The 21,069-nt window shown below is 73.2% G+C and carries 21 protein-coding genes; 8 read left to right on the top strand and 13 right to left on the bottom strand.

The window, feature by feature from the left end:
• Nucleotides 1-108: 108 nt before the first annotated feature.
• A complete protein-coding gene (gene rnhA / locus FHU34_RS19350; protein WP_145782626.1) occupies nt 109-582 on the top strand; it encodes a ribonuclease HI in 474 nt (157 codons plus the stop codon).
• A gap of 3 nt (nt 583-585) precedes the next feature.
• On the opposite strand, the gene FHU34_RS19345 is transcribed toward rnhA, so the two are convergent.
• From FHU34_RS19345 to FHU34_RS19335, 3 genes are all read right to left on the bottom strand, one after another.
• A complete protein-coding gene (locus tag FHU34_RS19345; protein WP_145782624.1) occupies nt 586-822 on the bottom strand; it encodes a preprotein translocase YidC in 237 nt (78 codons plus the stop codon).
• A 151-nt stretch (nt 823-973) separates the two neighbouring features.
• The gene (locus FHU34_RS19340) at nt 974-1,861 is read right to left on the bottom strand and encodes a pentapeptide repeat-containing protein (RefSeq protein ID WP_145782622.1); all 888 of its coding nucleotides are present in this window, start codon (nt 1,859-1,861) and stop codon (nt 974-976) included.
• Nucleotides 1,862-1,930: 69 nt separating this feature from the next.
• On the bottom strand, nt 1,931-3,028 hold the full coding sequence (locus FHU34_RS19335) for a DUF5919 domain-containing protein (protein ID WP_145782620.1): 1,098 nt from the start codon (nt 3,026-3,028) through the stop codon (nt 1,931-1,933).
• A gap of 179 nt (nt 3,029-3,207) precedes the next feature.
• Here FHU34_RS19335 and FHU34_RS19330 point away from each other — a divergent pair, with 179 nt between their 5' ends.
• Nucleotides 3,208-3,816, top strand: a complete 609-nt coding sequence (locus FHU34_RS19330; RefSeq protein WP_145782618.1) for a hypothetical protein — start codon at nt 3,208-3,210, stop codon at nt 3,814-3,816.
• A 6-nt stretch (nt 3,817-3,822) separates the two neighbouring features.
• Here FHU34_RS19330 and FHU34_RS19325 read toward each other — a convergent pair whose 3' ends face one another.
• Nucleotides 3,823-4,629: an SDR family oxidoreductase gene (locus FHU34_RS19325; protein ID WP_145782616.1), complete on the bottom strand. Its 807-nt coding sequence runs from the start codon at nt 4,627-4,629 to the stop codon at nt 3,823-3,825.
• Between the two features lie 61 nt (nt 4,630-4,690).
• Here FHU34_RS19325 and FHU34_RS19320 point away from each other — a divergent pair, with 61 nt between their 5' ends.
• Nucleotides 4,691-5,293: an MBL fold metallo-hydrolase gene (locus tag FHU34_RS19320; RefSeq protein ID WP_145782614.1), complete on the top strand. Its 603-nt coding sequence runs from the start codon at nt 4,691-4,693 to the stop codon at nt 5,291-5,293.
• Between the two features lie 113 nt (nt 5,294-5,406).
• Entirely contained in the window at nt 5,407-6,438 is a 1,032-nt protein-coding gene (locus tag FHU34_RS19315; protein WP_145782612.1) for an extracellular catalytic domain type 2 short-chain-length polyhydroxyalkanoate depolymerase, read from the top strand.
• 34 nt (nt 6,439-6,472) lie between these two features.
• Here the strand turns inward: FHU34_RS19315 and FHU34_RS19310 are convergent, their stop codons facing one another.
• The 7 genes from FHU34_RS19310 to FHU34_RS19280 form a co-directional block, all read right to left on the bottom strand.
• Nucleotides 6,473-7,894, bottom strand: a complete 1,422-nt coding sequence (locus FHU34_RS19310) for a DUF6297 family protein (protein ID WP_145782610.1) — start codon at nt 7,892-7,894, stop codon at nt 6,473-6,475.
• Nucleotides 7,891-8,514 carry an ABC transporter ATP-binding protein gene (locus FHU34_RS19305; protein ID WP_088989846.1) on the bottom strand — a complete coding sequence of 208 codons (624 nt, stop codon included), beginning with the start codon at nt 8,512-8,514 and terminating at the stop codon, nt 7,891-7,893. Before FHU34_RS19305 ends, FHU34_RS19310 begins: the two co-directional genes overlap by 4 nt.
• A 220-nt stretch (nt 8,515-8,734) precedes the next feature.
• Nucleotides 8,735-11,041, bottom strand: coding sequence for a tetratricopeptide repeat protein (locus tag FHU34_RS19300; protein WP_145782608.1), 2,307 nt, complete (start codon nt 11,039-11,041; stop codon nt 8,735-8,737).
• A gap of 59 nt (nt 11,042-11,100) precedes the next feature.
• Nucleotides 11,101-12,867: an ABC transporter permease gene (locus FHU34_RS19295; protein ID WP_145782605.1), complete on the bottom strand. Its 1,767-nt coding sequence runs from the start codon at nt 12,865-12,867 to the stop codon at nt 11,101-11,103.
• Nucleotides 12,864-14,144 (bottom strand): type 2 periplasmic-binding domain-containing protein, encoded by a 1,281-nt coding sequence (locus FHU34_RS19290; protein WP_145782603.1) that lies wholly within the window; start codon nt 14,142-14,144, stop codon nt 12,864-12,866. Before FHU34_RS19290 ends, FHU34_RS19295 begins: the two co-directional genes overlap by 4 nt.
• Nucleotides 14,141-14,773 carry an ATP-binding cassette domain-containing protein gene (locus FHU34_RS19285; RefSeq protein ID WP_167524843.1) on the bottom strand — a complete coding sequence of 211 codons (633 nt, stop codon included), beginning with the start codon at nt 14,771-14,773 and terminating at the stop codon, nt 14,141-14,143. The genes FHU34_RS19290 and FHU34_RS19285 overlap by 4 nt, the downstream gene beginning before the upstream one ends.
• Nucleotides 14,774-14,866: 93 nt before the next feature.
• The gene (locus FHU34_RS19280; protein ID WP_145782599.1) at nt 14,867-15,844 is read right to left on the bottom strand and encodes a helix-turn-helix transcriptional regulator; all 978 of its coding nucleotides are present in this window, start codon (nt 15,842-15,844) and stop codon (nt 14,867-14,869) included.
• 44 nt (nt 15,845-15,888) lie between these two features.
• Between FHU34_RS19280 and FHU34_RS19275 the strand changes: the two genes are divergently transcribed.
• The 4 genes from FHU34_RS19275 to FHU34_RS19260 all read left to right on the top strand — a co-directional run bounded on the left by FHU34_RS19275 (nt 15,889) and on the right by FHU34_RS19260 (nt 19,335).
• On the top strand, nt 15,889-16,368 hold the full coding sequence (locus tag FHU34_RS19275; RefSeq protein ID WP_145782597.1) for a hypothetical protein: 480 nt from the start codon (nt 15,889-15,891) through the stop codon (nt 16,366-16,368).
• A complete protein-coding gene (locus FHU34_RS19270) occupies nt 16,368-16,826 on the top strand; it encodes a hypothetical protein (RefSeq protein ID WP_145782595.1) in 459 nt (152 codons plus the stop codon). Before FHU34_RS19275 ends, FHU34_RS19270 begins: the two co-directional genes overlap by 1 nt.
• Nucleotides 16,827-16,888: 62 nt before the next feature.
• Entirely contained in the window at nt 16,889-18,397 is a 1,509-nt protein-coding gene (locus tag FHU34_RS19265) for a flavin-containing monooxygenase (RefSeq protein ID WP_145782593.1), read from the top strand.
• Between the two features lie 20 nt (nt 18,398-18,417).
• Nucleotides 18,418-19,335, top strand: a complete 918-nt coding sequence (locus FHU34_RS19260) for an SDR family NAD(P)-dependent oxidoreductase (RefSeq protein WP_145782591.1) — start codon at nt 18,418-18,420, stop codon at nt 19,333-19,335.
• Between the two features lie 12 nt (nt 19,336-19,347).
• On the opposite strand, the gene FHU34_RS19255 is transcribed toward FHU34_RS19260, so the two are convergent.
• Both FHU34_RS19255 and FHU34_RS19250 read right to left on the bottom strand, forming a co-directional pair.
• Nucleotides 19,348-20,529, bottom strand: coding sequence for a low temperature requirement protein A (locus FHU34_RS19255; RefSeq protein ID WP_208745038.1), 1,182 nt, complete (start codon nt 20,527-20,529; stop codon nt 19,348-19,350).
• Nucleotides 20,530-20,554: 25 nt separating this feature from the next.
• Nucleotides 20,555-20,974: a DoxX family membrane protein gene (locus FHU34_RS19250; RefSeq protein ID WP_145782590.1), complete on the bottom strand. Its 420-nt coding sequence runs from the start codon at nt 20,972-20,974 to the stop codon at nt 20,555-20,557.
• Nucleotides 20,975-21,069: the final 95 nt, after the last annotated feature.

Raw genomic sequence — 21,069 nt, 5'->3', positions numbered from 1 at the left:
GCCTGTGCCGGAGCCTGTCGAGCTGCCCCGCAGGTGGGGCATGACGTCCCGGCGCGCCCGAGCCCCCGGACAGCGAGGACGACGTCACCGCGCGGTAGGTTGCCGGGCATGGTGGACGCGGCGGCCGGCAGGGGCGTGCAGATCTGGACCGACGGGGCGTGCAGTGGCAACCCCGGGCCGGGCGGTTGGGGCGCCCTGCTGCGCTACGGCGACCACGAGCGGGAGCTGTGCGGCGGCGAGGCCACGCCGACCACCAACAACCGGATGGAGCTGATGGCGGCCATCCAGGCGTTGGAGAGCCTGAACCGGCCGGTCACCGTGGAACTGCACACCGACAGCACCTACGTGCGCAACGGCATCACCAGTTGGCTGGCGTCCTGGAAGCGCAACGGTTGGCAGACCGCCGCGAAGCAGCCGGTGAAGAACGCCGACCTGTGGCAGCGGCTGGAGGCGGCCTGCGAGCGGCACCAGGTCACCTGGCTGTGGGTGAAGGGGCACAACGGTCACCCGGAGAATGAGCGGGCCGACGGGCTGGCCAACAAGGGCATGACCGAGGCCCGGGCCGCGCTCGCCAGCCGCTGACCGTCAGCGGGTCGCGTCCGGGTGCCCGGGCATGCTGGACCCACCGCCGCTGCTGCCCGACGAGCCGCCGGTCATGCCCGAGCTGTTGTCCTCGGTCACGATGTCCGGGCGCGCGTCGGTGTCGGCCGGCGCCGGAACCTCGGTGTCCGCCTCGACCTGCACCAGCGGCACCTGGCCGGCCTCGTCCTCGCTGTGCTGCGGGTCGCCCGGCAGCTCACCGTCGCGTTTTCGGAAACCCACGCCGTGCCCCCCGTCGATACCGGTCAGCGTCGGCGCTGGCTACCCGGCGTCGTCCCGGCCGAAACCTTGCGGTGTGGGCGTGTCGTCACGCGGTGGCCGGGTGCGCGATTCGCGCTGCTCAGCGGTACCGGCTGCGTTGGCCGACGGAGGTTCAGCGTCGCCGGCCGCGCCGGGCGGGGGCACCGGCCCGCGACGGCTGGCGGACCGGGGTGAGAGTCAGGGCCGTCCAGTGCGGCGGCCGGGTCACTGTCGCCGGCAGGCCGGTACGCGCGTCACCCCGGGCGGCGTCCAGTTGCGCCTGGTGCAGGAAGAGAGTGCGGCGCAGGTCGGCGCCGCGCAGGTCGGCCCCGCGCAGATCCGCCCCGGTGACGTCGGCGAGACCCAGGTCGACGTCGCGGAGGTCGGCGCCGATCAGCAGCGCCCCGCGCAGGTTGGCCCGGCGCAGGTCGACCCGGCGCAGGTCGACGCCGAGCAGGTGCGCGCCCCGGTGGTCGACGCCGCCGGGGGAGCGGGCCACGTCGCTGGCCCGCGACAGCAGGGGGTTGATCCGGGCCCGGTGCGCGGCGACGTCCACCGCACGCAGCTGCGAGACGTCATCTGCGGTGAGCACGGCGGTCTCGGCGCGGGCATGCGCCAACTCGTCGCGCAGGTCGGCCGGCGGGTGCAGCGCCACCGCCGCGTCGAGATACCAGAGCAGTTCGTGCAGCGGTCGCAGCACGGCGAACGCCTCCGCCATGGCCGGCAACGTCTCCGGCGCGTCCCGCCAGTCCCGTCCGCCGAAGGTGACCTGCGCGACCTGCTGCCCGGCGCCGAAGCAGTCGAACACCGTGCAGCCGGGGAAGCCGCGTTGCCGCAGCTCGGTGTGGATGCCGCACTTGTGGTCCGTGCCCAGGTTGGGGCAGGGCTGCCCGGCCGGCTTGTCGATGGCGAAGTCGGCCGACGCGGCGAAGGCGGGCACCACGCAGCACAGCCCGAAGCAGCGCCCGCAGTCCGCGCGTAACTGCGTCGACTGCGGCGGCGGTGCGGGGCTGGGCGACACGCGGACGTCCTCCTGGTGCGGGCGAGGCCTCCATTGTTCCGCGTACCGAACCGACCTGACCGTCGGGGGTCACCGTCCGTGGTTGTCCCCGGCCGTCGCGGACCGGGGTTCCGGCATACGGGAGGCGCCCGGCGGCGGCACCAGCCGATAGACAGCCCGGCGGCCGTCGTCGTGCCCGTACTTCTGGTCGAGGTGCCGTTTCACGACCTCGGCCGGCGTGTGGTCACCGTCGGCCGGCTCTGCCAGCGCGAACACGGCGGGTGCCGCCGCGGGTGCGCGGGGCGGCAACACGGCTCGCACGGTCAGCGGCCCGGTCACCCGGAAGTCACGGCAGTCGACGTAGTGCTGCCCGTCCACCGTCACGTACGGCACGCGTACCTCGACCACGTCCGAGTCGTCGTGGCGCAGGGTGACCGTGACGGACCAGTACCGTTCCAGGTTCAGGGTGGCCTGGTCGTGCTCCCACAGCTCCTCGAACCGGGCGTGCACGAACCCGCCCCACGGGCTGTCCATGTCGACTTCCAGTTGAGGAACGTTGAACGACAACTTCCCGATCGGGAAGAACGAGATCAACGCCCGCCCGTCCCACTGGTAGAGCTGGATCGACGGCGAGGCGTCGTAGAGCCGGACCTGTAGGCGGTGCCGCAGACGGCTGTCGAGGGCGTCGGCGAAGGCGGAGAGGTGACGCAGGTTGGCGCGGATCTGCCGGGGTACGTCCACCCGCTGCCGCTCCAACTCCTCGGAGCGCTGCTGGGCGGCGGTGCAGTCCGGGTCGAGCAGGAGCAACTGCACCTGTGCCCCGTTGGCGAGCGCCGCCCGGATCGCGGTCAGGGTCTCCTCGCGGTGCCGTTGCTCCAGCAGGATCGTCCAGGTGTCGAGGATGCGGACCCGGCGGCCGGAGCGGTGCAGGCGCGTCACGAAGGCCTGCTGGTCGAAGCTCAGGTGCTCCTGCACCCGCGCCTTGCGGGCCTCCTCGAACAGCGGGTCGAAGATGACGTACGAGATGGCCGCGAGCACCACGCTGGCCCCGAGGTTGAGCAACAGGTCGCTGAGGAAACCGGTGCTGCGCCAGGCGCCCAGCAGCATCACGACGGCGATCCCGAGCAGCGCCCCACCGACGCCGAAGGCGCGCCGCTGCCGGCCACCTCGACCAGCCCACCCCGGCATCCGATCCCCCTCCGCCGTCGGCCGGCCCGGCCGCCGCCCACCGATCCGAAACGCGGACGATACGTGCCGGCTTCGTCGGCCGCTGTCCCGTTCGGGGGCGACGGTTTCGCCGCCCTTACCGACTCCACCCCTCATAGGGTGACGGTAACGGGGTGGCGCGACCACGGAGGGTAGGCGCGGTGGACGACAGTGAACGTGAGCAGGCGTTGCTCAGCGCGTTGACCACCGAGCACTACGCGTTGGAGAGCGCCCGCGCCGGCACGATCGCCGAGGCCACCGGCCGGGCCACCATCTTCCTGTCCGTCCTGTCGGCAGGCCTGATCGGGCTCGGTTTCGTGGCCACCAACGAGACGCTGGTCCGGCCCTACCTCGGCGCGGTGCTCCCGACCCTGCTCGTCGTCGGGTTGCTGACCTTCCTGCGGCTTGTCGAGACCACCGTCGAGAACGCGTTGGACCTGCGGCGGATCCAACGCATCCGCGCCTACTACCACCACCGGTTCGCCAGCGAGCACGACTTCTTCAGCGATGCGGTCACCGACGAGGGCACGATGCGCTCGGCCTGGAAGCTGGTCGGCATCAAGCGTGGGTGGTGGGAGTTCCTACTCACCACTGCCGCTCTGGTCGGTGCCGTGAACGCGGTGCTGCTCGGCCTCGGGGTCGCCCTGCTGGCCGGGCTGGCCGGGGTCGAGCACGTCCTGGCGATCCCAGCCGGGGTGGTGGCGGCGCTTGTCGCGTTCGCCGCCCAGTTCGTCTACATCCTGCGCACGGCGGCGGTCGAACCGCTGTGACGGCGATCAGACCGAACGCCAGTCGTTCGAGGTCAGGCTGTTCGCCTGCGGGCCCATCAGCAGCATGCCGCCGTCCACCGGCCAGGAGGCCCCGGTGACATAGCTGGCCGCGGGAGAGGCGAGAAACGCCACCACGGCGGCGACCTCCCGGGCGTCGCCCGGCCGCCCCACCGGTACTCCAGGACGTTCCCGGGTGAACGGGTCGACGTCCTCCTGGCCCGTCATCGGCGTGGCGATCTCGCCCGGGGCGACCGCGTTGACGGTGATCCCGTCGGCGGCCAGCTCCTGTGCCATCACGCGGTTCAGCAGACCGAGCCCGCCCTTGGCTGCGCAGTAGGCGGCCGAGCCCACCCGGGGCGCGTGTTCGTGCACGCTGGTGATGGTGATGATCCGCCCGCCGGTGCCGGCGTCCCGCATCCGTCGGGCGGCCCGCTGCGCGCACAGGAACGGTGCGTCGAGGTCGACGGCGAGCACCTCGCGCCACTGCTCCCACCCGGTGTCGACGAACGGCGCGGACCCGCCGATGCCGGCGTTGTTGACCAGCACCCCGATGCCGCTCAGCCGATCGGCCAGGTCGTCCACCACCGCCGCCGCCCCCGGCAATCGACGCAGGTCCACCTCGGCGACCTCGCAGCGACGACCGGCGGCGCGGACCTCGGTCGCGGTCCGCTCGGCACCGTCGGGGTCGCCGTACCAGGTGATGCCGATGTCGAAGCCCGCCTCGGCCAGGGCGATGGCGCAGGCCTTGCCGATGCCGGAGTCCGCGCCGGTGACCACGGCGATTCTCGGGTAGTTCTCGTATCGCTGGGGCATGGTGCCGCACTACCCGTCCGGGCTCGGCCCAACCGTCACACCGGCGGCGTACCGTCGCCGGATGCGGATCACGCGGTTCACCCATGCCTGCGTCCGGGTCGAGCACGACGGCGGGGTGTTGGTGATCGACCCGGGGACGTGGAGCGAGCCACGTGCCCTGGTCGGCGCGGACGCCGTCCTGGTCACCCACGAGCACACCGACCACGTGGACGTGCTGCGCCTCGCCGGTCTGGGCGTTCCCGTGTACGCTCCGGAGGGTGCCCGACTGCCCGACCTCGCGCCGCTGCCGGTTACCCGGGTCCGCGCGGGGCAACGCTTCACGGCGGCCGGCATCGAGGTCAGTGCCCACGGCGGCCGGCACGCGGCGATCCACGAGGGACAGCCGGACTGCCCCAACCTGGGCTACCTGGTCGGTGACGGGCTCTACCACCCCGGTGACTCGTTGCACGTGCCGGACGAGCCGGTCCGCACAGTGCTCGTCCCGGCCCAGGGGTCGTGGCTGCGCCTCGACGAGGCGATCCGGTTCGCTGCCGCCGTCGGTGCCGCCGCGGCCTACCCGATCCACGACGCGCAGCTCAACGAGCGTGGCCTGGCCAGCGTCGCCGGCTGGTTCGGCGAGACGATCCCCGGCTACCGCCACCTCGCCCCCGGCGACACCGCCTGAGGGACCACACCGGTGGCGGCGAACGTGTCGGCCGCCCTCATATCTGATGTGGTCTATGTCACGGTAGCTTCGGCGCGCGTCGACGCCCCTGTCGGCGCTGTCGAGGAGCGCCCATGTCCACACCGCGGAAGATCGCCACCACCCTCGCCGCCGTCCTTCTGCTGGCCCTGACCACCGCGACCCCCGCCCAGGCCGCCACCCCGCCCACCAAGACCCCGGTCGCCGGGTCGTTGGGCACCTACAACGTCTCCGGCGTCTACGTCGCCGGTGTCTCCTCCGGTGGCTACATGGCCACGCAACTGCATGTCGCCTACTCGTCCCGTATCCGCGGCGCGGCCGTGTTCGCCGCCGGGCCGTACTACTGCTCCCAGAACACGGTCGCGCAGGCGCTCTACGGCTGCGGCGACAACGTGTACCCGACGAATCTCACGGCGCTGCAGGCCTACACCCGCACGTGGGCGTCGTACGGCTGGGTCGACCCGGTCGGCAACCTGTCCGGCGATCCGGTGTACGTGTTCCACGGCGTCAACGACACCACCGTCAAGAAGTCCGTCACCGACGACCTGGCCCGCTACTACCAGCACTTCGGTGCCAGCGTGCAGTACGACAGCGGTTCCGCCGCCGGTCACTCCTGGGTCACCCCGTACGGCACGCTCGGCTGCACGGCGACCGCGACGCCCTTCCTCAACGACTGCGGCACCGACCCGCAGAACGCGCTGCTGCGCAAACTGCTCGGCGGGGTGAACGCACCGAACACCGGCGCGCTCGGCGGTACGCTCGTCCGGTTCAACCAGAACACCTTCGCGGTGAACGGCTGGGCCAACGGGCTGAGCATGGACGCCAACGGCTACGCCTACGTCCCGTCGGCCTGCGCGGCCGGCCAGTCGTGCCGACTGCTGGTCGCCCTCCACGGCTGTGCGCAGGGGTCCGGCGCGGTGGGCACTGCCTTCGTCGACCGGGCCAACCTCAACCAGTACGCCGACACCAACAACCTGATCGTCCTCTACCCGCAGGCGGGCACCAGCCTCAGCAACCCGAACGGCTGCTGGGACTGGTGGGGCTACCTCGGCGCGACCAACTTCCCGATCAAGGGCGGCGCGCAGGTGGAGACCATCATGAACATGGTCCGTCGCCTGGACGGCTGAGCGCCCGGGCTGGCCGGTCGAGGGTGCTGGCCGGTCAGCCCAGGAACAGCTGGACCAGGACGAGCACGGCCAGCAGCGCCGGCCCCCGTGAGCCCTGACGCAGCAGGTCGACCGGGACCATCCCGAACGGGGTGTTGACGGTCGCGCCGCCGTAGTCGATCGGCGGGCGGGTGCCGGCCCGGAACGCGGCGGCCACCACCCCGAGCGCCAGCGTCGGCGCGAGCCACGCCGGCCCCGGGCCGACGGTCGGCACTGTCAGCAACCACCACAGAGCCGCGCCGACCGCCGGCACCACCACGTGGATACCCCGGAGCAGGTTGTCGCTGCCCCCGAGCGCCCGACGCAGCCCGGGTGAGCGGCTGATCGACCGCAGACCACCGGTCAGCCGGTCGACGGCGAGGTACGCGAACACCACCTGCGCGGCCCCGGCCAACCCGGGCATGGCGAGCGCGGCAGCGTACTGCACCCCGATCAGCGCCGCCCAGATCAGCACGGCGCTCGGGTGGCGGCGCAGTCGTCGTACGTCGGCCTGGAGCAGCGCCCACCAGCCCGGACCGGGCCGGAACCGGCTGCTGCGGACCTTGCCGACCCGACGCCACCGCCGGCTCTCCACCAGCCCGGCGAGGAGACTCGGGTCCAGCAGGATCATGGCCGTGGAGGCGGCGTTGGCGAACTGGGCGCCGGTGGTCAGCGTGGCCCGGTCGACGCGGGGCAGCGCGCGCACCGCGAGGACCGTGCCGAGGCCCACGAGCGGCACCGCCACGGCGAACAGCGCGATGGTGGGCGTCGTCGTCGGTCGGGGCAACGCGTCGCCCAGGCCCCCGACGAGCACCACCGCGCCGGTGATCACGGCGGCCGCCACCAGCGGGACCGCACCGACCAGCGTCGGCCACCGTCGGCCGGCCCGGCTGCTCTGGGCGACGACGCTGAGCGCCAGCGCTGCCGCACCCCACCCCGCGCCGGCCGCGGCCGCCCAGCCCAGGGCGCCCGGATCGCTGACACCGCCGAGCGCGGCGACGGCCACGCCGAGGGCCGCGGTGCTGGCCGCCGCGCCGATCAGCAGCAGGACGAAGCGCGGCGCCAGCCAGGCCCGCCGGTCGACCGGGGCGCTGGTCGCCCAGCTCTGCGTGGCCGGGGTGACCAGCAGCGGCCCGAGCGCGCGCAGACCTCGCCAGGCGAGGCCGGCGCCGGCCAGCAGCGCCGCGACCGCCAACCACCAGCGCACGCCCGGCTCGGCCTGCCCCACCGTGGGGGAGTCCAGCAGGTCACGGCTGGCGCTGACCGCGAACCACCCGTACATGCCCACGAACAGGACGATCACGTACGCGTCGCCCAGGACGTCGCCGAGGGAATGGTCGTGGTGCCGGCTGCGCGCCTTGCGCAGGTGCGTCCGCAGCTGCCGTGCGGTGGGCACGCCGGTCGGCGTGTCGGCGATCGTGGCCGTCAGGGCGGTCACCGGCCGATCTCGATGCGCTCGTCGACCACCGCGTCGATCAGCTCGGGGTCGTGCGAGGCAAGCAGCACGGCGGTGCCCGCCTCGCGCTCCCGGAGCAGGCGCTCGGTGAGCCACTGCCGCCCGCGGACGTCCAGCCGCTGCTCGGGCTCGTCCAGGATCAGCACCCGACGGGGCCGGACGAAACACGAGGCGAGCGCCAGCCGGCGGCGTTGCCCGCTGGACAGCGTCACCGGCAACTGGTCGCGGGCCGCCTCCAGGCCCAGCTCGGCGAGGACCTCCTCGACCGGCTCGGCGTCACCACCGTGCGCGTACGCGACCAGTTCCAGGTGCTCGACCACGGACAGGTCGGGGAAGAAGTCGATGTCGTCCAGGGCGGCAGCCATCAACGCCCGCACCTGCGGGTCGGTCTCGTCGGCCCGTCGGCCCTGCACCAGCACCTCGCCCGCGTCCGGCCGGTCCGCGCCGACCACACAGCGCAGCAGGGTGGTCTTGCCGCTGCCGTTCGGGCCCAGCACCACAGCGATCCGACCCGCCGGGAGTGTGAAACTCACGTCGTCGAGCACCACCAGGTTGCCGAAGTTGCGACTGAGTCCCCGTACCGCGAGCGCGTCCACGATCACAGAGTCTCCCAGAGGCGTGCCACCGGCCAAGCCGAGCGACCTACGTCACGCGGTCCGCGGCGTCGTCCTCCAGGGCCTGCTTCATAAGGACTGGCCGGCCTACGGCGGGTCCGGACAACGACCGGCGGCGTTGCGGTTGCGTCCGGATACAACACCGGTATCCGGACGCAACCGCGCCTTGCCGGATCGCCGCCCGGACTCCGCCTCGGCTCGACCGCCCTTATGAAGCAGGCCCTAGCCGGGCGTCGGCGGCGGCCAGTGCCTGCCCGTCGGCGACCTCCTCGGCGACCGTCGCCGCGTCCGCCCAGTGCCGCCGCGCGTCGGCGTGCTCGCCCAGCGCCGCGCAGGCGTCACCCAGGTAGAGCAGGTTGCGCGCCAGCCCCGCCGTGGGCTGCGTCTCCTCGCGCAGCCGCCGGCTCTCGGCCAGCAGGTCGTACGCCACCCGCGCCTGCCCCGGCGAACTGGTCAGCAGCGTCGCCCCGGCGTTGAGCAGGGCCGTCGCCCGGCTCGTCGGGTCGTTGACCGACTCGTACTCGCGCAGCGCCGCCCGCCACGCCTGCGCGGCGTCCAGGTGCTCGCCGAGACCCGCGTGCACCAGCACCAGGTTGGTCAACGCCGCCGCGTACCCCCGGGCGTCACCCACCGACCGGAAGGTGTTGGCCGCCCGCACCAGGTGGTGGTGTGCGCTGTCCAACTCACCCCGGGCGAGCTGCGCCGCGCCGAGACCCAGGTCGGTGAGGGCGTGCCCGGCCCGGTCCGCCCCGGAGCGGTGCCTCCGGGACATCTCCAGGTGCTCCACCGCGTCGTCCAACTGCCCCAGATCCAGCAGAGCCAGGCCGAGGTTCATCCGGGCCTGGGCGGTGCCCCCACGTCCGCGCTCGTTCACCGCGAGGGTGAGCGCGGCCGCCGCCCCGTGCGGATCGTGCCGACGCCGCCGCAGCACACCCAGCTCGTTGTGCGCCCACCCGGCGATCTCCGGTCGGTCGTCGGCGGTCGGGGTAGCCAGCACGGTGCGGCAGACCTGCTCCCACTCGTCGAGCCGCTCGGCGTACGCCAGCCACCCGCAGAGCGCCACGGCCAGCCGGAACCACCACCGGCGTACCCGTCGGGGCAGTGTCTCGGCCGCGCCGGACGGCACCCGCACCACCGCCAGCAGCAGCTCCTGGTGCAGGTCGAACCAGCCGTACGGGTCGTCGTCCAGAGGCAGTGACCACTCCCGGTCCGGTGGCGAGCCGAGCACCGCCAGGTTGGCGGCATGCCGTTCGGCCCGGCGGGCAAGGTGCCGGGTCAACCGGGCCTGCGCGGCGACCCGGGCCCGGACCGGATCGGCGTCGCGCAGGTGCAGCCGGGCGCTGTCGGCGAGCAGCGGGCGGATCTCGTACCGGTCGCCGGGCGCGCCGACAACGAACGCCGCGGCGGCCAACTGGTCGAGCAGCGCGGTCACCCGCTCGGGATGCCGGCCGGCCAGCGCGGCGATGGTCGGCCGGTCGACCGGGGCGGGGATCAGCGACATCACCCGGTACAACCGTCGAGCCTCGCGGCTCAACGACCGGTACGCGGTGTCCCGTTCGGTGATCAGACGTGCTGCTGGCGACACTGTGAGCCGTTGGTGTGGTGGTGTCTGCACCGCGCGGCGCAGCGCGTCCAGCACGTCGGCGTGTCGCCAGCCGTGCTGGGCGGTGCGATAACCGAGCGCGCGGACGGTGCGGGGCTGTCGGCCGCACAGGTCGACGATGTCGCGTACCGCCGGGTCGGTGCGTGGATCGGCACGGCGGACCCGGGCGGCGGGTGCGGCCCCGCCCGCGGTGGCGAACAACTCGACCGCCTCGGAGGTGCCCGGCTCGGCGATCCAGTGTGCGACCACGCCCTTGAGCCCCATCAGCGCCGGGCCGCCGGCGAGCAGCAGTCGGCAGGTGCGCGCGGTGGGCGGTAGGAGGGGACGGACCTGGTCGGGCCGGTCGACGTTGTCCAGCACCAGCAGGATCCGGCGGCCGTCGAGCTGGCCGCGCACCGCGTCGGCGGCGGCGACGAGCGCGTCCGGTCGGCCGGAGGTCGGTGGGGCGGTGCCCAGGATCCGGGCCAGTGCGGTGAGCACCTGTTGGGCCGAGCGGGATCGGCCGTGTCGGCGCAGGTCGAGGTAGTACTGCCCGTCCGGGAAGTCGTCCCGGCACAGGTTCGCGGCCTGGACGGCGCACGCGGAGGTGCCCACCGCCCGCCGGCCCAGCACCGCCACCGCGTGTTCCCGGGAGAGCAGTTCGAGGACCGCCTCGACGTGCTCGTCACGACCGGTGAACTCGGCCGTGTAGGGCAGGTTCGGCGCGCCGGCGGCCGGCGTGGTGAGCACGTCCGTCGGTTCGGGGTCGACCTCCCGGTCGGCCCGGCGGCGACGGACCTCGTACACGACGAAGCCCACGATGCCGCCGGCGGCGAGCGCGATGCTCGTCGGTCCGAGCACACTGGCCGCCAACTCGGAGAGCAGGTTGCTGGCGAGGTTGCTGACCACGTTGGCCAGGACGCCGCTGACCACCCCGCCGATCGCGATCAGCGCCGGCCAGCGCGGGCTGCGGCGGCCACCGCCCGGCCTGGTCAGCGGACACCCCCGGAGACGAGCCCGGCGACCAGGTGCCGCCGCGACACCACCACCAGCACCACCGGCAGCACCGAGGCGAGCACCGAACTGGCGGCCAGCGCGCCGCTGTTGCTCACGAAGCTGCGCGTCTGCTCGGCCAGGAACGGCCCGAGCGGCGACGCCCCCGGGCCGCTGAACAGGCGGCCCACCACCAGGTCGTTCCAGACCTGGACGAATTCCAGCACGGACACCGCCACCACCGCCGACAGGTTGTGTCGGGCCAGGCGGCGCAGGGTGTGCCACCATCGACGGCCGCCCAGCCGGGCGTCGCGCACCTGCTCGACGGGCAGGTCGGCGAACGCGTTGCGTAGCACCAGCACGGCGAACGGCACACCCAACGCGGTGTGCACCAGGGCCAGGCCCTGGGCGGTGCCGGAGGACAGCACCAGGCCGAGCACCTCGTTGACCGGGCCGGCGATGACCTGGACCGGCACGACGCTGGCGGCCAGCAGCAACAGCCCGGTGGCCTGCGCGGCCGGCCCGGTCAACCAGGCCAGCGGGTACGCGGCCAACAGCGCGACCACCAGCACCGTGGCGGTCACCGCGGTGGCCAGGAGCAACGTGAAGCCCAACGTGCGCCACAACTCGGTGCCGGTGACCAGATTCCGGTAGGACTCGCCGTCGGGTGCCGTCGACCACCAGCCACGCGCTGCGGCGTCCACCCTGCCGTGTGCCGAGGTGGCGACCAGCACCACGAGTGGCACCAGCCACGCCACCGCCGCGCCGACCGCGAGCAGCCGGATGACCCGCCGGGGCGGGGCGACCGGACCCGGCTGCGGGGCCGCCTCGGCGCGCGGCGGCGGCCAGGCCTGCCGGACGAAGAGCGCGGCCACCATGATCCCGCCGACGACCGCCACCAGCCACACCACGCCGAGCGCGGCGCCGTCGCCGGTGGTGGTGCCCCCCGAGGTCTGCCAGATCCGCAGCGCGAGCACCGACGCCTCGTCCCGGACCGAGCCGGGGGTCATCACCAGGATCAGGTCGAACGTGCGGCTGGTGCCGACCGCCACCAGCGCGAAGACCACAGCCGTGGTCCGCAGCAGCAGGGGCCGCCACTGGGCGTCCCACAGGACGTGCCGACGCCGCCCGCCGTAGGCGCGGACCGCGTCGGCGAGACTCGGCGGCACCGTGTCCAGCGCGGATCGGAACACCAGCACGGCCAGGCCCACCCAGGCCCAGACGAACGCCGACATCAACGCCACGGTGACCAGCCCCGGCCCGAGCAACTGCGGCGCGTCCTCGGCCGAGCGGCCGGTCAGGCGGGCGGCGACCAGGGTGGCCAACCCTCGGCTCGGGTCGGGGTCGTACATCAGCCGGAAGGTGACCCCGGTGACGACCAGCGGCAACGCCACCGGCACCAGGAGGATCAAGCGGACCAGGCCGCCCTCCTCGGAGCGGCGGGACGCGGCGGCGAGCAGGTAGCCCAGCGCGGTCACCACCGCCGGCACCAGCAGGGCCCACAGCACCGTCCGGCCGACCACCGCGCCGGTGCCCGGGGCGGCGAGCGCGGTCCGGAAGTGCTCCGCGCCGACCCAGCGGCCGTCGGTGGTGACGCTGGCGTGCATGGTCCGGAGCACCGGCCACAGCACGAGCCCACCGAGCAGCACGGCGGCCGGCAGCAGCAGCGCCGAGGTCGCCCCCGCCGCCGGATAGGCACGCCCCCGCCGGGGTGGCCCGACGTCGTCGAGCACGGCCAGTTCGCCGAGGACCCGCGGCTGGCTCATCGGCCGCCGCCCGCGTTGCGGGCCGCCAGGGCGAGCTGACCGGTGGCGCGGCGGATCGCCTCGTTGGCGCCGACACCGTCGGTGACGTCGGCGAAGAAGCCCTGCATGATGCGCCAGATGCCGACGCCGTCCGAGCCGGTGAACGCACCCGGCAACTGGTCGGAGAGGTCGAAACGCAGCGTGCCGGGCGCCTGCATCTCCCGGGCGAGCTTCCGACCGTCCGCGTCGGTGTAGCTGGTGATCGGCACGTTGGTGTTGGGCGAGAGGTAGCCACCGGCGCGCAGCCAGGGCCGGAACGAATCGGCCTTGGTGAGCCACTGGACTAGCTCCACCCCGCCCTGGGAGCCCGCGAACGCCACCGCCGCGTCCCCGCCGACGATCAAAGGGCCGCCTCCCGGTCGGGTGCCCGGGAACGGGAAGGTGGTGGGCGCTTCCGGGCCGCGCTGGAACGGGACGACGACGTCGGCCGTGAAGTCCGCCCCGCAGAGCATCACCGCACGCCGGGAATACACCACCTGGATCACCGACTCCTCGTACTGGGTGAGCAGGGCGCGACGGCCGCCGCCGAGGAACGCGCCGTCGATGCTCCAGAGCCCGGCCAGCCGGTCCAGGGCGTCGCGCACCGGACCGCCCTGCCAGTCCGCGTCCGACCTGGCGAGAGCGTTGTAGCTCTCGGGTGCCACGTCGGCCAGGACGTTCTCGAACCAGTCGGTGAGCACCCAGCCGTCGGCGGCGCCGATGGCCAGGGGTGCCGGACCGCCGTCACGCCGGGCGATCGCGCCGAGCTGTCGGGTGCGCTCGACCAGCGCGTCCCAGTCGGTCGGTTGCTCGGGCAGCATCGACGGCAGGTGCCAGACCAACGACTTGTGCGCCGCCTTGACCCACACGCCGTAGCGCCGGCCGTCGGCGGTCAGCAGGTCGCCCAGCCCGTTGGGCACCGCGTACTCGTTGGACGGACGCACCGGGCTCAGCCAGCCACGCTGGGCGTACTCGGTGACCAGGCCGGGGCGGGGCAGGATCGCCACGTCCGGGCTGGTGCCCGCGAGGTGCCGGGCCCGCAGGAAGGCGTCGATGTCATTGCCGGCGCTGACCACCTGCACCGAACCACCGGGGTAGTCGCCGACGACCTGGCGGAACCGGTCCAGCTCGCTGGTGCTCCAGACCACCGCGACCTGCACCGACCGGGTCCCGCCGGAACAGCCGGCGGCCATCGCGGCGACGCCCGCGGCGGCGGCGCGCAGCAGGGCGCGACGGCTCGTACGGGCGACCGGTCTCATCGGGTCGCCTCGCTCGGCTCGGTGACCAGCTCGTGCCGCACCGGGATCTCGGCAAGGGTGGCCGGGTCGGCGGTGCAGACCAGCACCGCCACCCCGGGGGCCTCGGGTGGGGAGAGTCGGGGCATCAGGTCGGCGAGGCGACTGTCGCCGGCCGAACCCGCCGGCAGGTCGACCACGAGCACCTCGGGCAGGCAGGCCGCCGCCCGGGCGAGGGCAACCCGGAACCGTTGGGCGGCGGAGATCTGGTGCGGCAGCAGGGTGAGCGACAGCGCCAACTCGAGCCGGTCGACGACGGTGGTCGTCCAGTCGTCGGCCACCTCGTGCACACGTTCGCGTTTGCGCTGGCCGTACTCGATGTTGCGGCGCACGCTCAGCTGCGGCAGCAACGCGCCGCCGGCCGGCACGTAGCCGATCTGCCGGCGTGGCGGCGGCAGCGCGGTGACGTCCCGGTCACCGACCAGGATGCGACCGGTCACCGGAGCGGCGAGGCCGACCAGCACCCGGGCGACAGCGGTGCCGAACCGGGGTGGGGCGACCAGGGCGGCGAGCGTGCCGGCGGGAACGTCCAGGGTCACCGGCCCGGTGCCGGGGACGGCGACCAGTGCGCGTAGCCGTAACGTGACCCTCACCTCCGGTGACCGCTGGGAGAACGCACCCAGGGTGGCACACCATGCCGACAATCGATGCCCTCGGACACCTCCATTGTGGAGGTGTCGGTCCGCTCAGCCGGTGGAGTAGAGCGCGGCGAGGCCGACCGCCGTGGCGGCCAGGCGCTCGCGCAGCGCCGCCGGGGCCAGCACCTCGACGTCGGCGCCGAGGCGTAGCAGCTCACCGTGGGCGTGGGTGAGCGACTCGATCGGCAGCACCGCGGTCACCCAGCCGCCCGCGTCCGGCGGCCCGGCGCTGGCCTCCACTGCTGTCACCACCGGGTCGCCGGCGATCTCCCGCAGCCGTTCCCGACCGCCCGGGGAGAGCCGTACGGTGGCCTCGTCGCGGTGCAGCCGGGCGCGGAACCGCACCACGTGCGCCCGCCACCACGACGGCAGGTCGAAGTCGGCGGGCCGGTCGAACTCCTGCGGGAGCGGAGTCAGGGCGAGGATCTGGCTGACCCGGTACGTCGCCGGCGCGCCCCGGCCGGGCTGGTCGGCCACCACGTACCACCGGCCACCCTTGAGCACCAGGCCGTACGGCTCCAGCACCCGGGTCACCTCACCGTTCCAGCTCCGGTAGCGCACCTCGACGCGGTGCTGCCGCCAGACCGCCTCGGCCGTACGCGCCAACTCCGGCGAGGCGTCGCCGTCGGCGTACCAGCCGGGCGCGTCGAGGTGGAAGCGCTGCTGGAGTCGGGTGGCCCGGTCGCGAAGCGGCGCGGGGAGCGCGGCATGCAGCTTGAGTTGCAGCGCGGCCACCACGTCGCCGTAGCCCAACTCGTCGGCCGGGCCGGGCAGGCCGGCCAGGAACAGCCGGTCGGCCTCCTCGGCGGTCAGCCCGGTCAGGCGGGTCCGCCAGCCGTCGACCAGTTGGTAGCCGCCGGCGTGCCCGGCCTCTCCGTAGAGCGGGATGCCGGCGGCGTGCAGCGACTCCACGTCGCGGTAGATGGTGCGGGGGGAGACGGCCAACCGCTCGGCGAGCTGCACGGCGGTGAGCCGACCGTGTGTCTGGAGCAGCATCAGGACGGAGAGAAGTCGACTGGCCCGCACTTCACTGACACTAGCTGTCAGGGGAGTGGTCCTACTGTCCCGACATGGCCTTTCGGGACAAGGATCTGAGCACACCGGGATCGATCACGGTGGACGGTCGACAGCTCAAGCGTTACCACATCGACCAGCCGGAACAGCGCATCGAGCCGGAGGTGGAGAAGGCGGCGTACGACCTGCTGCCCGCGCTGCTGGCCGACGTCATGGAGGACGGCACCCCGGCCGCCGGGTGGGTGGTGCTGCACCGGGGCGCGGACACCGGCGCCTACCTGCTGGCGTACACCTGGATGTTCGACAACGCGGTGGAGGTCCGCGTCGCGGTGGCCGGGCAACCGGCCCTGGACTGCCCCGACGACGACCCGGCACACTTCGTCGCACTGCACCGCCCCGGGATGGGCTGCGTGTGGGAGTTGTCGGTGCTGGAGCACGAGCGGGCCGCCTGGGTCCGACACATGCTGGCGCCGGAGAGCCCCGACCTGACCGACTATCTGAGCGACACGCGAGCGGAAGGGCCGGTAGGCCACTGATGGGCGACTTCGACTTCTTCACCGGCACCTGGAACGTCGTCAACCGGCGGCTGCGCGAGCGGCTGGTCGGCTCGGACGAGTGGGAGGAGTTCCCCGGGGTGTCGGTCGCGCACGGCTTCTTCGCCGGAGGCGGCCACTTCGACGAGATCACGTTCCCGACCAAGGGCTCCGCCGGCGCGACGATCCGGATCTTCGACCCGGCCCGGCAGGAGTGGTCGATCTACTGGATGACCAGCGGCAGCGGCGTGCTCGAACAGCCGCCGATGGTGGGCCGTTTCGTCGACGGGGTCGGCCACTTCTACGCCGACGACCAGCACGAGGGGCGACCGGTGCGGTGCCGGTTCATCTGGTCGGACATCAGCGCGACCACCGCCCGCTGGGAGCAGGCGTTCTCCGTCGACGGCGAGCAGACCTGGGAAACCAACTGGATCATGATCTTCACGCGTGCGTCCGACTAGCAGCTTCCGGCCGTCCGGGTGCGGTGTTAGGGTCCGTCCACCGCCCCGGATGGAGGGACGTCATGGCCTCCGACCACGTCGATGTGCTGATCATCGGCGCTGGGCTGTCCGGCGTCGGCGCGGCCTGCCACCTGACCCGGGACTGCCCGGACAAGACGTACGCGGTGCTGGAGGCACGCGACTCCGTCGGCGGCACCTGGGACCTGTTCCGCTACCCGGGCATCCGCTCGGACTCGGACATGTTCACCCTCGGCTACGCGTTCAAGCCCTGGACCGCCCCGAAGGCCATCGCCGACGGCGCGACCATCCGGGAGTACGTCCGCGAAACCGCCCGGGAGTACGACGTGCAGCTGCACATCCGCTTCCGGCACCGGGTGCTGCGCGCCGAGTGGCACAGCGCCACCGCCCGCTGGACGGTGTACGCCGAACGGGCCGACACCGCCGAGACCGTGGTGCTGACCTGCTCGTTCCTGTTCGCCTGCACCGGCTACTACCGCTACGACGAGGGCTACACCCCGCCGCTGCCCGGTCTCGACGCGTACACCGGGAGGCTGGTGCACCCGCAGCACTGGCCCGACGACCTCGACCACACCGGTAAGCGGGTGGTGGTCATCGGCAGCGGCGCCACAGCGGTGACCCTGGTTCCGGCGATGGCGCGGCGGGCCGCCCACGTGACGATGCTCCAGCGCTCACCCACGTACGTCATGGCGTTGTCGTCGCGGGACCGGCTGGCCGACGCGTTGCGGCGCTGGCTGCCGGCGAAGGCCGCGTATCCGGTGGTGCGCTGGAAGAACGTGCTGCTGTCCACAGTCACCTACCAGCTCAGCCGGCGTGCGCCCGGCCTGGTCAGGCGGAGGCTGCGCCGGGTCGCCACGGGCCGACTCCCGGTCGGGTACGACGTCGACAGGCACTTCTCACCCCGCTACGACCCGTGGGACCAGCGGCTCTGCGTCGCGCCCGACGGTGACCTGTTCACCGCCGTGCGGCAGGGCCGGGCGTCGGTGGTCACCGACACCGTCGACACCTTCACCCCGGACGGTGTCCGACTGACCTCCGGCGACATGCTGCCCGCCGACATCGTGGTCACCGCTACCGGGCTCAACCTGCTCGCCGTCGGCGGCCTGACGCTGCGGGTGGACGGCGTCGACGTCGACCTCGCCAGCACCGTCGCCTACAAGGGCATGATGTTGTCCGGGGTGCCGAACTTCGCGCTGACCCTCGGTTACACCAACGCGTCGTGGACGCTCAAGGCCGACCTGGTCGCCGGGTACGTCTGCCGTCTGCTGCGGCACCTGGACCGCACCGCACAGCAGGTCGTCACGCCGCTCCCGCCGCCCGACGCGCGACGGGTGCCGCTGATCGACCTGCGCTCCGGCTACGTGCTGCGCGCCGTCGACACGCTGCCCAAACAGGGTGCGGACGCGCCGTGGCGGCTGCACCAGAACTACCCCCGCGACGTGCTGCTGATGCGGCACGGCAGGCTCACCGACGAGGGTGTGCGGTTCTCCCGGGTCGGCGAGACCGACGCGCCCACCGGCACCCGACGTCCCGTGTCGTCCGAGCGTCGCTGACCGCCAGGAGAGGAGCACCCGTGCAGAGGTTCGAATTCGCCGGGGCCACGGCCGTGGTCACCGGCGCGGCCAGCGGCATCGGGGCCGCGCTGGCGCACGCGCTGGCCCGCCGGGGCAGTGACCTGGTACTGCTGGACCGCGACGCGGAGCGGCTGGACACCGTCGTCACCGCGATCCGCGTGGCGCACCCGGACCGCCACGTGCACACGTACGTGGTGGATCTCGCCGATGCGACGGCCACCGCCCGGGTGGCCGCGGAGATCGGCCAGCGGCACCCGCGCGTACGGCTGCTGGTGAACAACGCCGGCGTCGGCCTCGGGGGCCGGTTCGACCAGGTGACGTTCGACGAGTTCAGCTGGGTGATCGACGTCAACTTCCGGGCCGTGGCGCAGCTGACCCACGCGCTGCTTCCCACCCTCCGGGCGGAACGCGGCGCGCACCTGGTCAACATCTCCAGCCTCTTCGGGCTGATCGCGCCCGCCGGGCAGGCCGCGTACTCGGCGAGCAAGTTCGCCGTGCGTGGCCTCACCGAGGCGCTGCGCCACGAACTGGTCGACGATGGCATCGGGGTGACGTCGGTGCACCCGGGCGGGATCCGCACCCGCATCACCGAGAACGCCCGCATCGGTAGCGGCGTCTCCCACGAGGAGTACGCGGCCGGCCGGGCGCAGTTCGAGAAGCTGCTGACCATCGCGCCGGAGCGGGCCGCCGAGGTGATCCTGCGTGGCGTTGAGCGGCGTCGGGGCCGGGTGCTGATCGGCTGGTCGGCGAAGCTGCCCGACCTGCTGGCCCGGGTGCTGCCGGCCTCGTACAACCGGCTCCTGGTCACCGGCCTGAACCGGGGCGTCGTCCGCCCGACCCCACCGCCCGCCGCCGGCGTGCCCGCGCAACGCCCCGCCGCCGACGCCGCTGTCGACGCGGCCCGCGAGGTGGCGTGACCGTCGGCGCGGCTACGCCGGGTCTGCGACCCTCGCGCTGGGCCCGACGTCCCGGCTGCGCAGCAGCACTGTCACCGTCACCAGGGCGACCAGCAGGGCCGCGAGCACATACACCGGGGCCGGGCCGAGCGGCGCGAGCAACGCCAGCAGCGCGACGACCGGGAAGGCGACGACCACCACGCCGTGCTGCTGCCGACGTACGTGCAGCACCCAGATCGTGAGCAGGAAGACCGCGACGGGGATGCCCACCGCGTACCCGGCGGTGGTCTCGGAGATGTGCGCGAGATTCCGGTCGACGTCCACCGCCGCGCCCAGCCCGGCCCCGATCGCCGCGATCGCCGCGAAGACCAGGTAGTGGCCATAACCCCAGATGAGGGAGTACGGCAACCGGTCGGGCGCCTCGATCGGCCGGTCGAAGTAGAGCCACCACAGCGCGAACACGATGATCGCGCCCGCTGCCGCGAGCGACCAGAGGTCGTGCTCCCCGGCGTCGAGCCCGGCCTGGATCGCCATCGAGATGGCCAGGACAGTCTCGCCGAGCACGATGAGGGTGAACAGCCCGTACCGTTCGGTGATGTGCCGGGGGTGCCAGGGCGTCATCCCGGGGCGCTCGGCCACCGCCGGCACCAGCAGATCGGCCAGCACCAGCAGCAGGAACGACGCGAGGCCCCACTCGGCGGGCAGCAGCAGCCGCAGCAGCCACCCGATCTGCACCACTGTCACGCCGATCGCGTAACGACGGGCCGCCGGACGGTGTCGGGGGTCGCCGACGGCTGCGCGGCTCCAGTGCACGACGGCAGCCAGCCGCATTACCACGTACCCGTAGGTGATGACGCTGAAGTCGCCGTCGGCGAAGGCGCGCGGCACCCCGGCCGCCAGGATCAGCGCTCCGCAGATCTGCACCAGCGTGGTGATCCGGTAGACGTCGTCGTCGGTGTCGTAGGCCGAGGCGAACCAGGTGAAGTTCACCCACGACCACCAGATCGCGAAGAACACCATGAGGTAGCTGCCGACGGCGTGCCCGAGGTGGCCCTCGGCGACGTCGTGGTGCAGGCTGCTGGCCGCCTGCGCCACCGCCACCACGAAACACAGGTCGAAGAACAGTTCCAGCGGGGTGGCCGCGCGGTGCGGCTCGTCGCGTCGACGCGGTCGCATCGGCCTGTAGAACGGCCGCACCGACCGAGGCTGGGTCACCGCGGCTCCTCAGACCGTTGGCCGGTCAGCCGCGCCGACGGCCGTGGGTCAGCCCCTCCAACACCAGGGTCAGGCCGGCGCCGACCAACCAGACGTCCTTGGCAAGCCCCGCACCCTGCTGGGTCGGGCGGATGCTGCCGGGTTCCCGCAACCCCGGCGTCTTCAGGTACAGCTGCACCAGGCCCGCGCCGAACGCCGTCAGACCCAGCCCGACCAGGGGCGCCGGGACGAACGGCGCGATCAGCGCGGCCCCGAGGGCGACCTCCGAGTACGCCAGCAGCTTCGCGAAGCGCGCCGGCTCGAACTGACCCAGTTGCGGCACGGCCGTCACCGCCATCCCGTGCATGCTCTCCGCGGCGGCGCCCTCCAGGTTCCGTTTCTGCAGACCCGAGTTGAGGAAGTACGCACCGATGCTGACCCGTAGCGGCAGGTGTGCGAGTTTCATGGTCACTCCCGTTGGCCGTGGTCGAATGCGGCCCGCGTACCCCGGACCGCCCGCGATAACCGCCAGGCGGGCTGGGCTGGCCGTGGTGGTCGCGG

The sequence above is a fragment of the Micromonospora taraxaci genome (genome assembly GCF_007830095.1).
Classification (GTDB): domain Bacteria; phylum Actinomycetota; class Actinomycetes; order Mycobacteriales; family Micromonosporaceae; genus Micromonospora; species Micromonospora taraxaci.
Note: the sequence above shows the minus strand (reverse complement) of the source record. Positions and strands in the feature narration are given on the sequence as shown.

Coding starts and splice junctions, on each gene's coding strand:
- FHU34_RS19320 (WP_145782614.1), top strand. CDS start 4,691: ATGCGGATCACGCGGTTCACCCATGCCTGCGTCCGGGTCGAGCACGAC.
- FHU34_RS19325 (WP_145782616.1), bottom strand. CDS start 4,629: ATGCCCCAGCGATACGAGAACTACCCGAGAATCGCCGTGGTCACCGGC.
- FHU34_RS19295 (WP_145782605.1), bottom strand. CDS start 12,867: ATGAGCCAGCCGCGGGTCCTCGGCGAACTGGCCGTGCTCGACGACGTC.
- FHU34_RS19270 (WP_145782595.1), top strand. CDS start 16,368: ATGGGCGACTTCGACTTCTTCACCGGCACCTGGAACGTCGTCAACCGG.
- FHU34_RS19250 (WP_145782590.1), bottom strand. CDS start 20,974: ATGAAACTCGCACACCTGCCGCTACGGGTCAGCATCGGTGCGTACTTC.
- FHU34_RS19315 (WP_145782612.1), top strand. CDS start 5,407: ATGTCCACACCGCGGAAGATCGCCACCACCCTCGCCGCCGTCCTTCTG.
- FHU34_RS19290 (WP_145782603.1), bottom strand. CDS start 14,144: ATGAGACCGGTCGCCCGTACGAGCCGTCGCGCCCTGCTGCGCGCCGCC.
- FHU34_RS19335 (WP_145782620.1), bottom strand. CDS start 3,028: ATGCCGGGGTGGGCTGGTCGAGGTGGCCGGCAGCGGCGCGCCTTCGGC.
- FHU34_RS19275 (WP_145782597.1), top strand. CDS start 15,889: ATGGCCTTTCGGGACAAGGATCTGAGCACACCGGGATCGATCACGGTG.
- FHU34_RS19265 (WP_145782593.1), top strand. CDS start 16,889: ATGGCCTCCGACCACGTCGATGTGCTGATCATCGGCGCTGGGCTGTCC.
- rnhA (WP_145782626.1), top strand. CDS start 109: ATGGTGGACGCGGCGGCCGGCAGGGGCGTGCAGATCTGGACCGACGGG.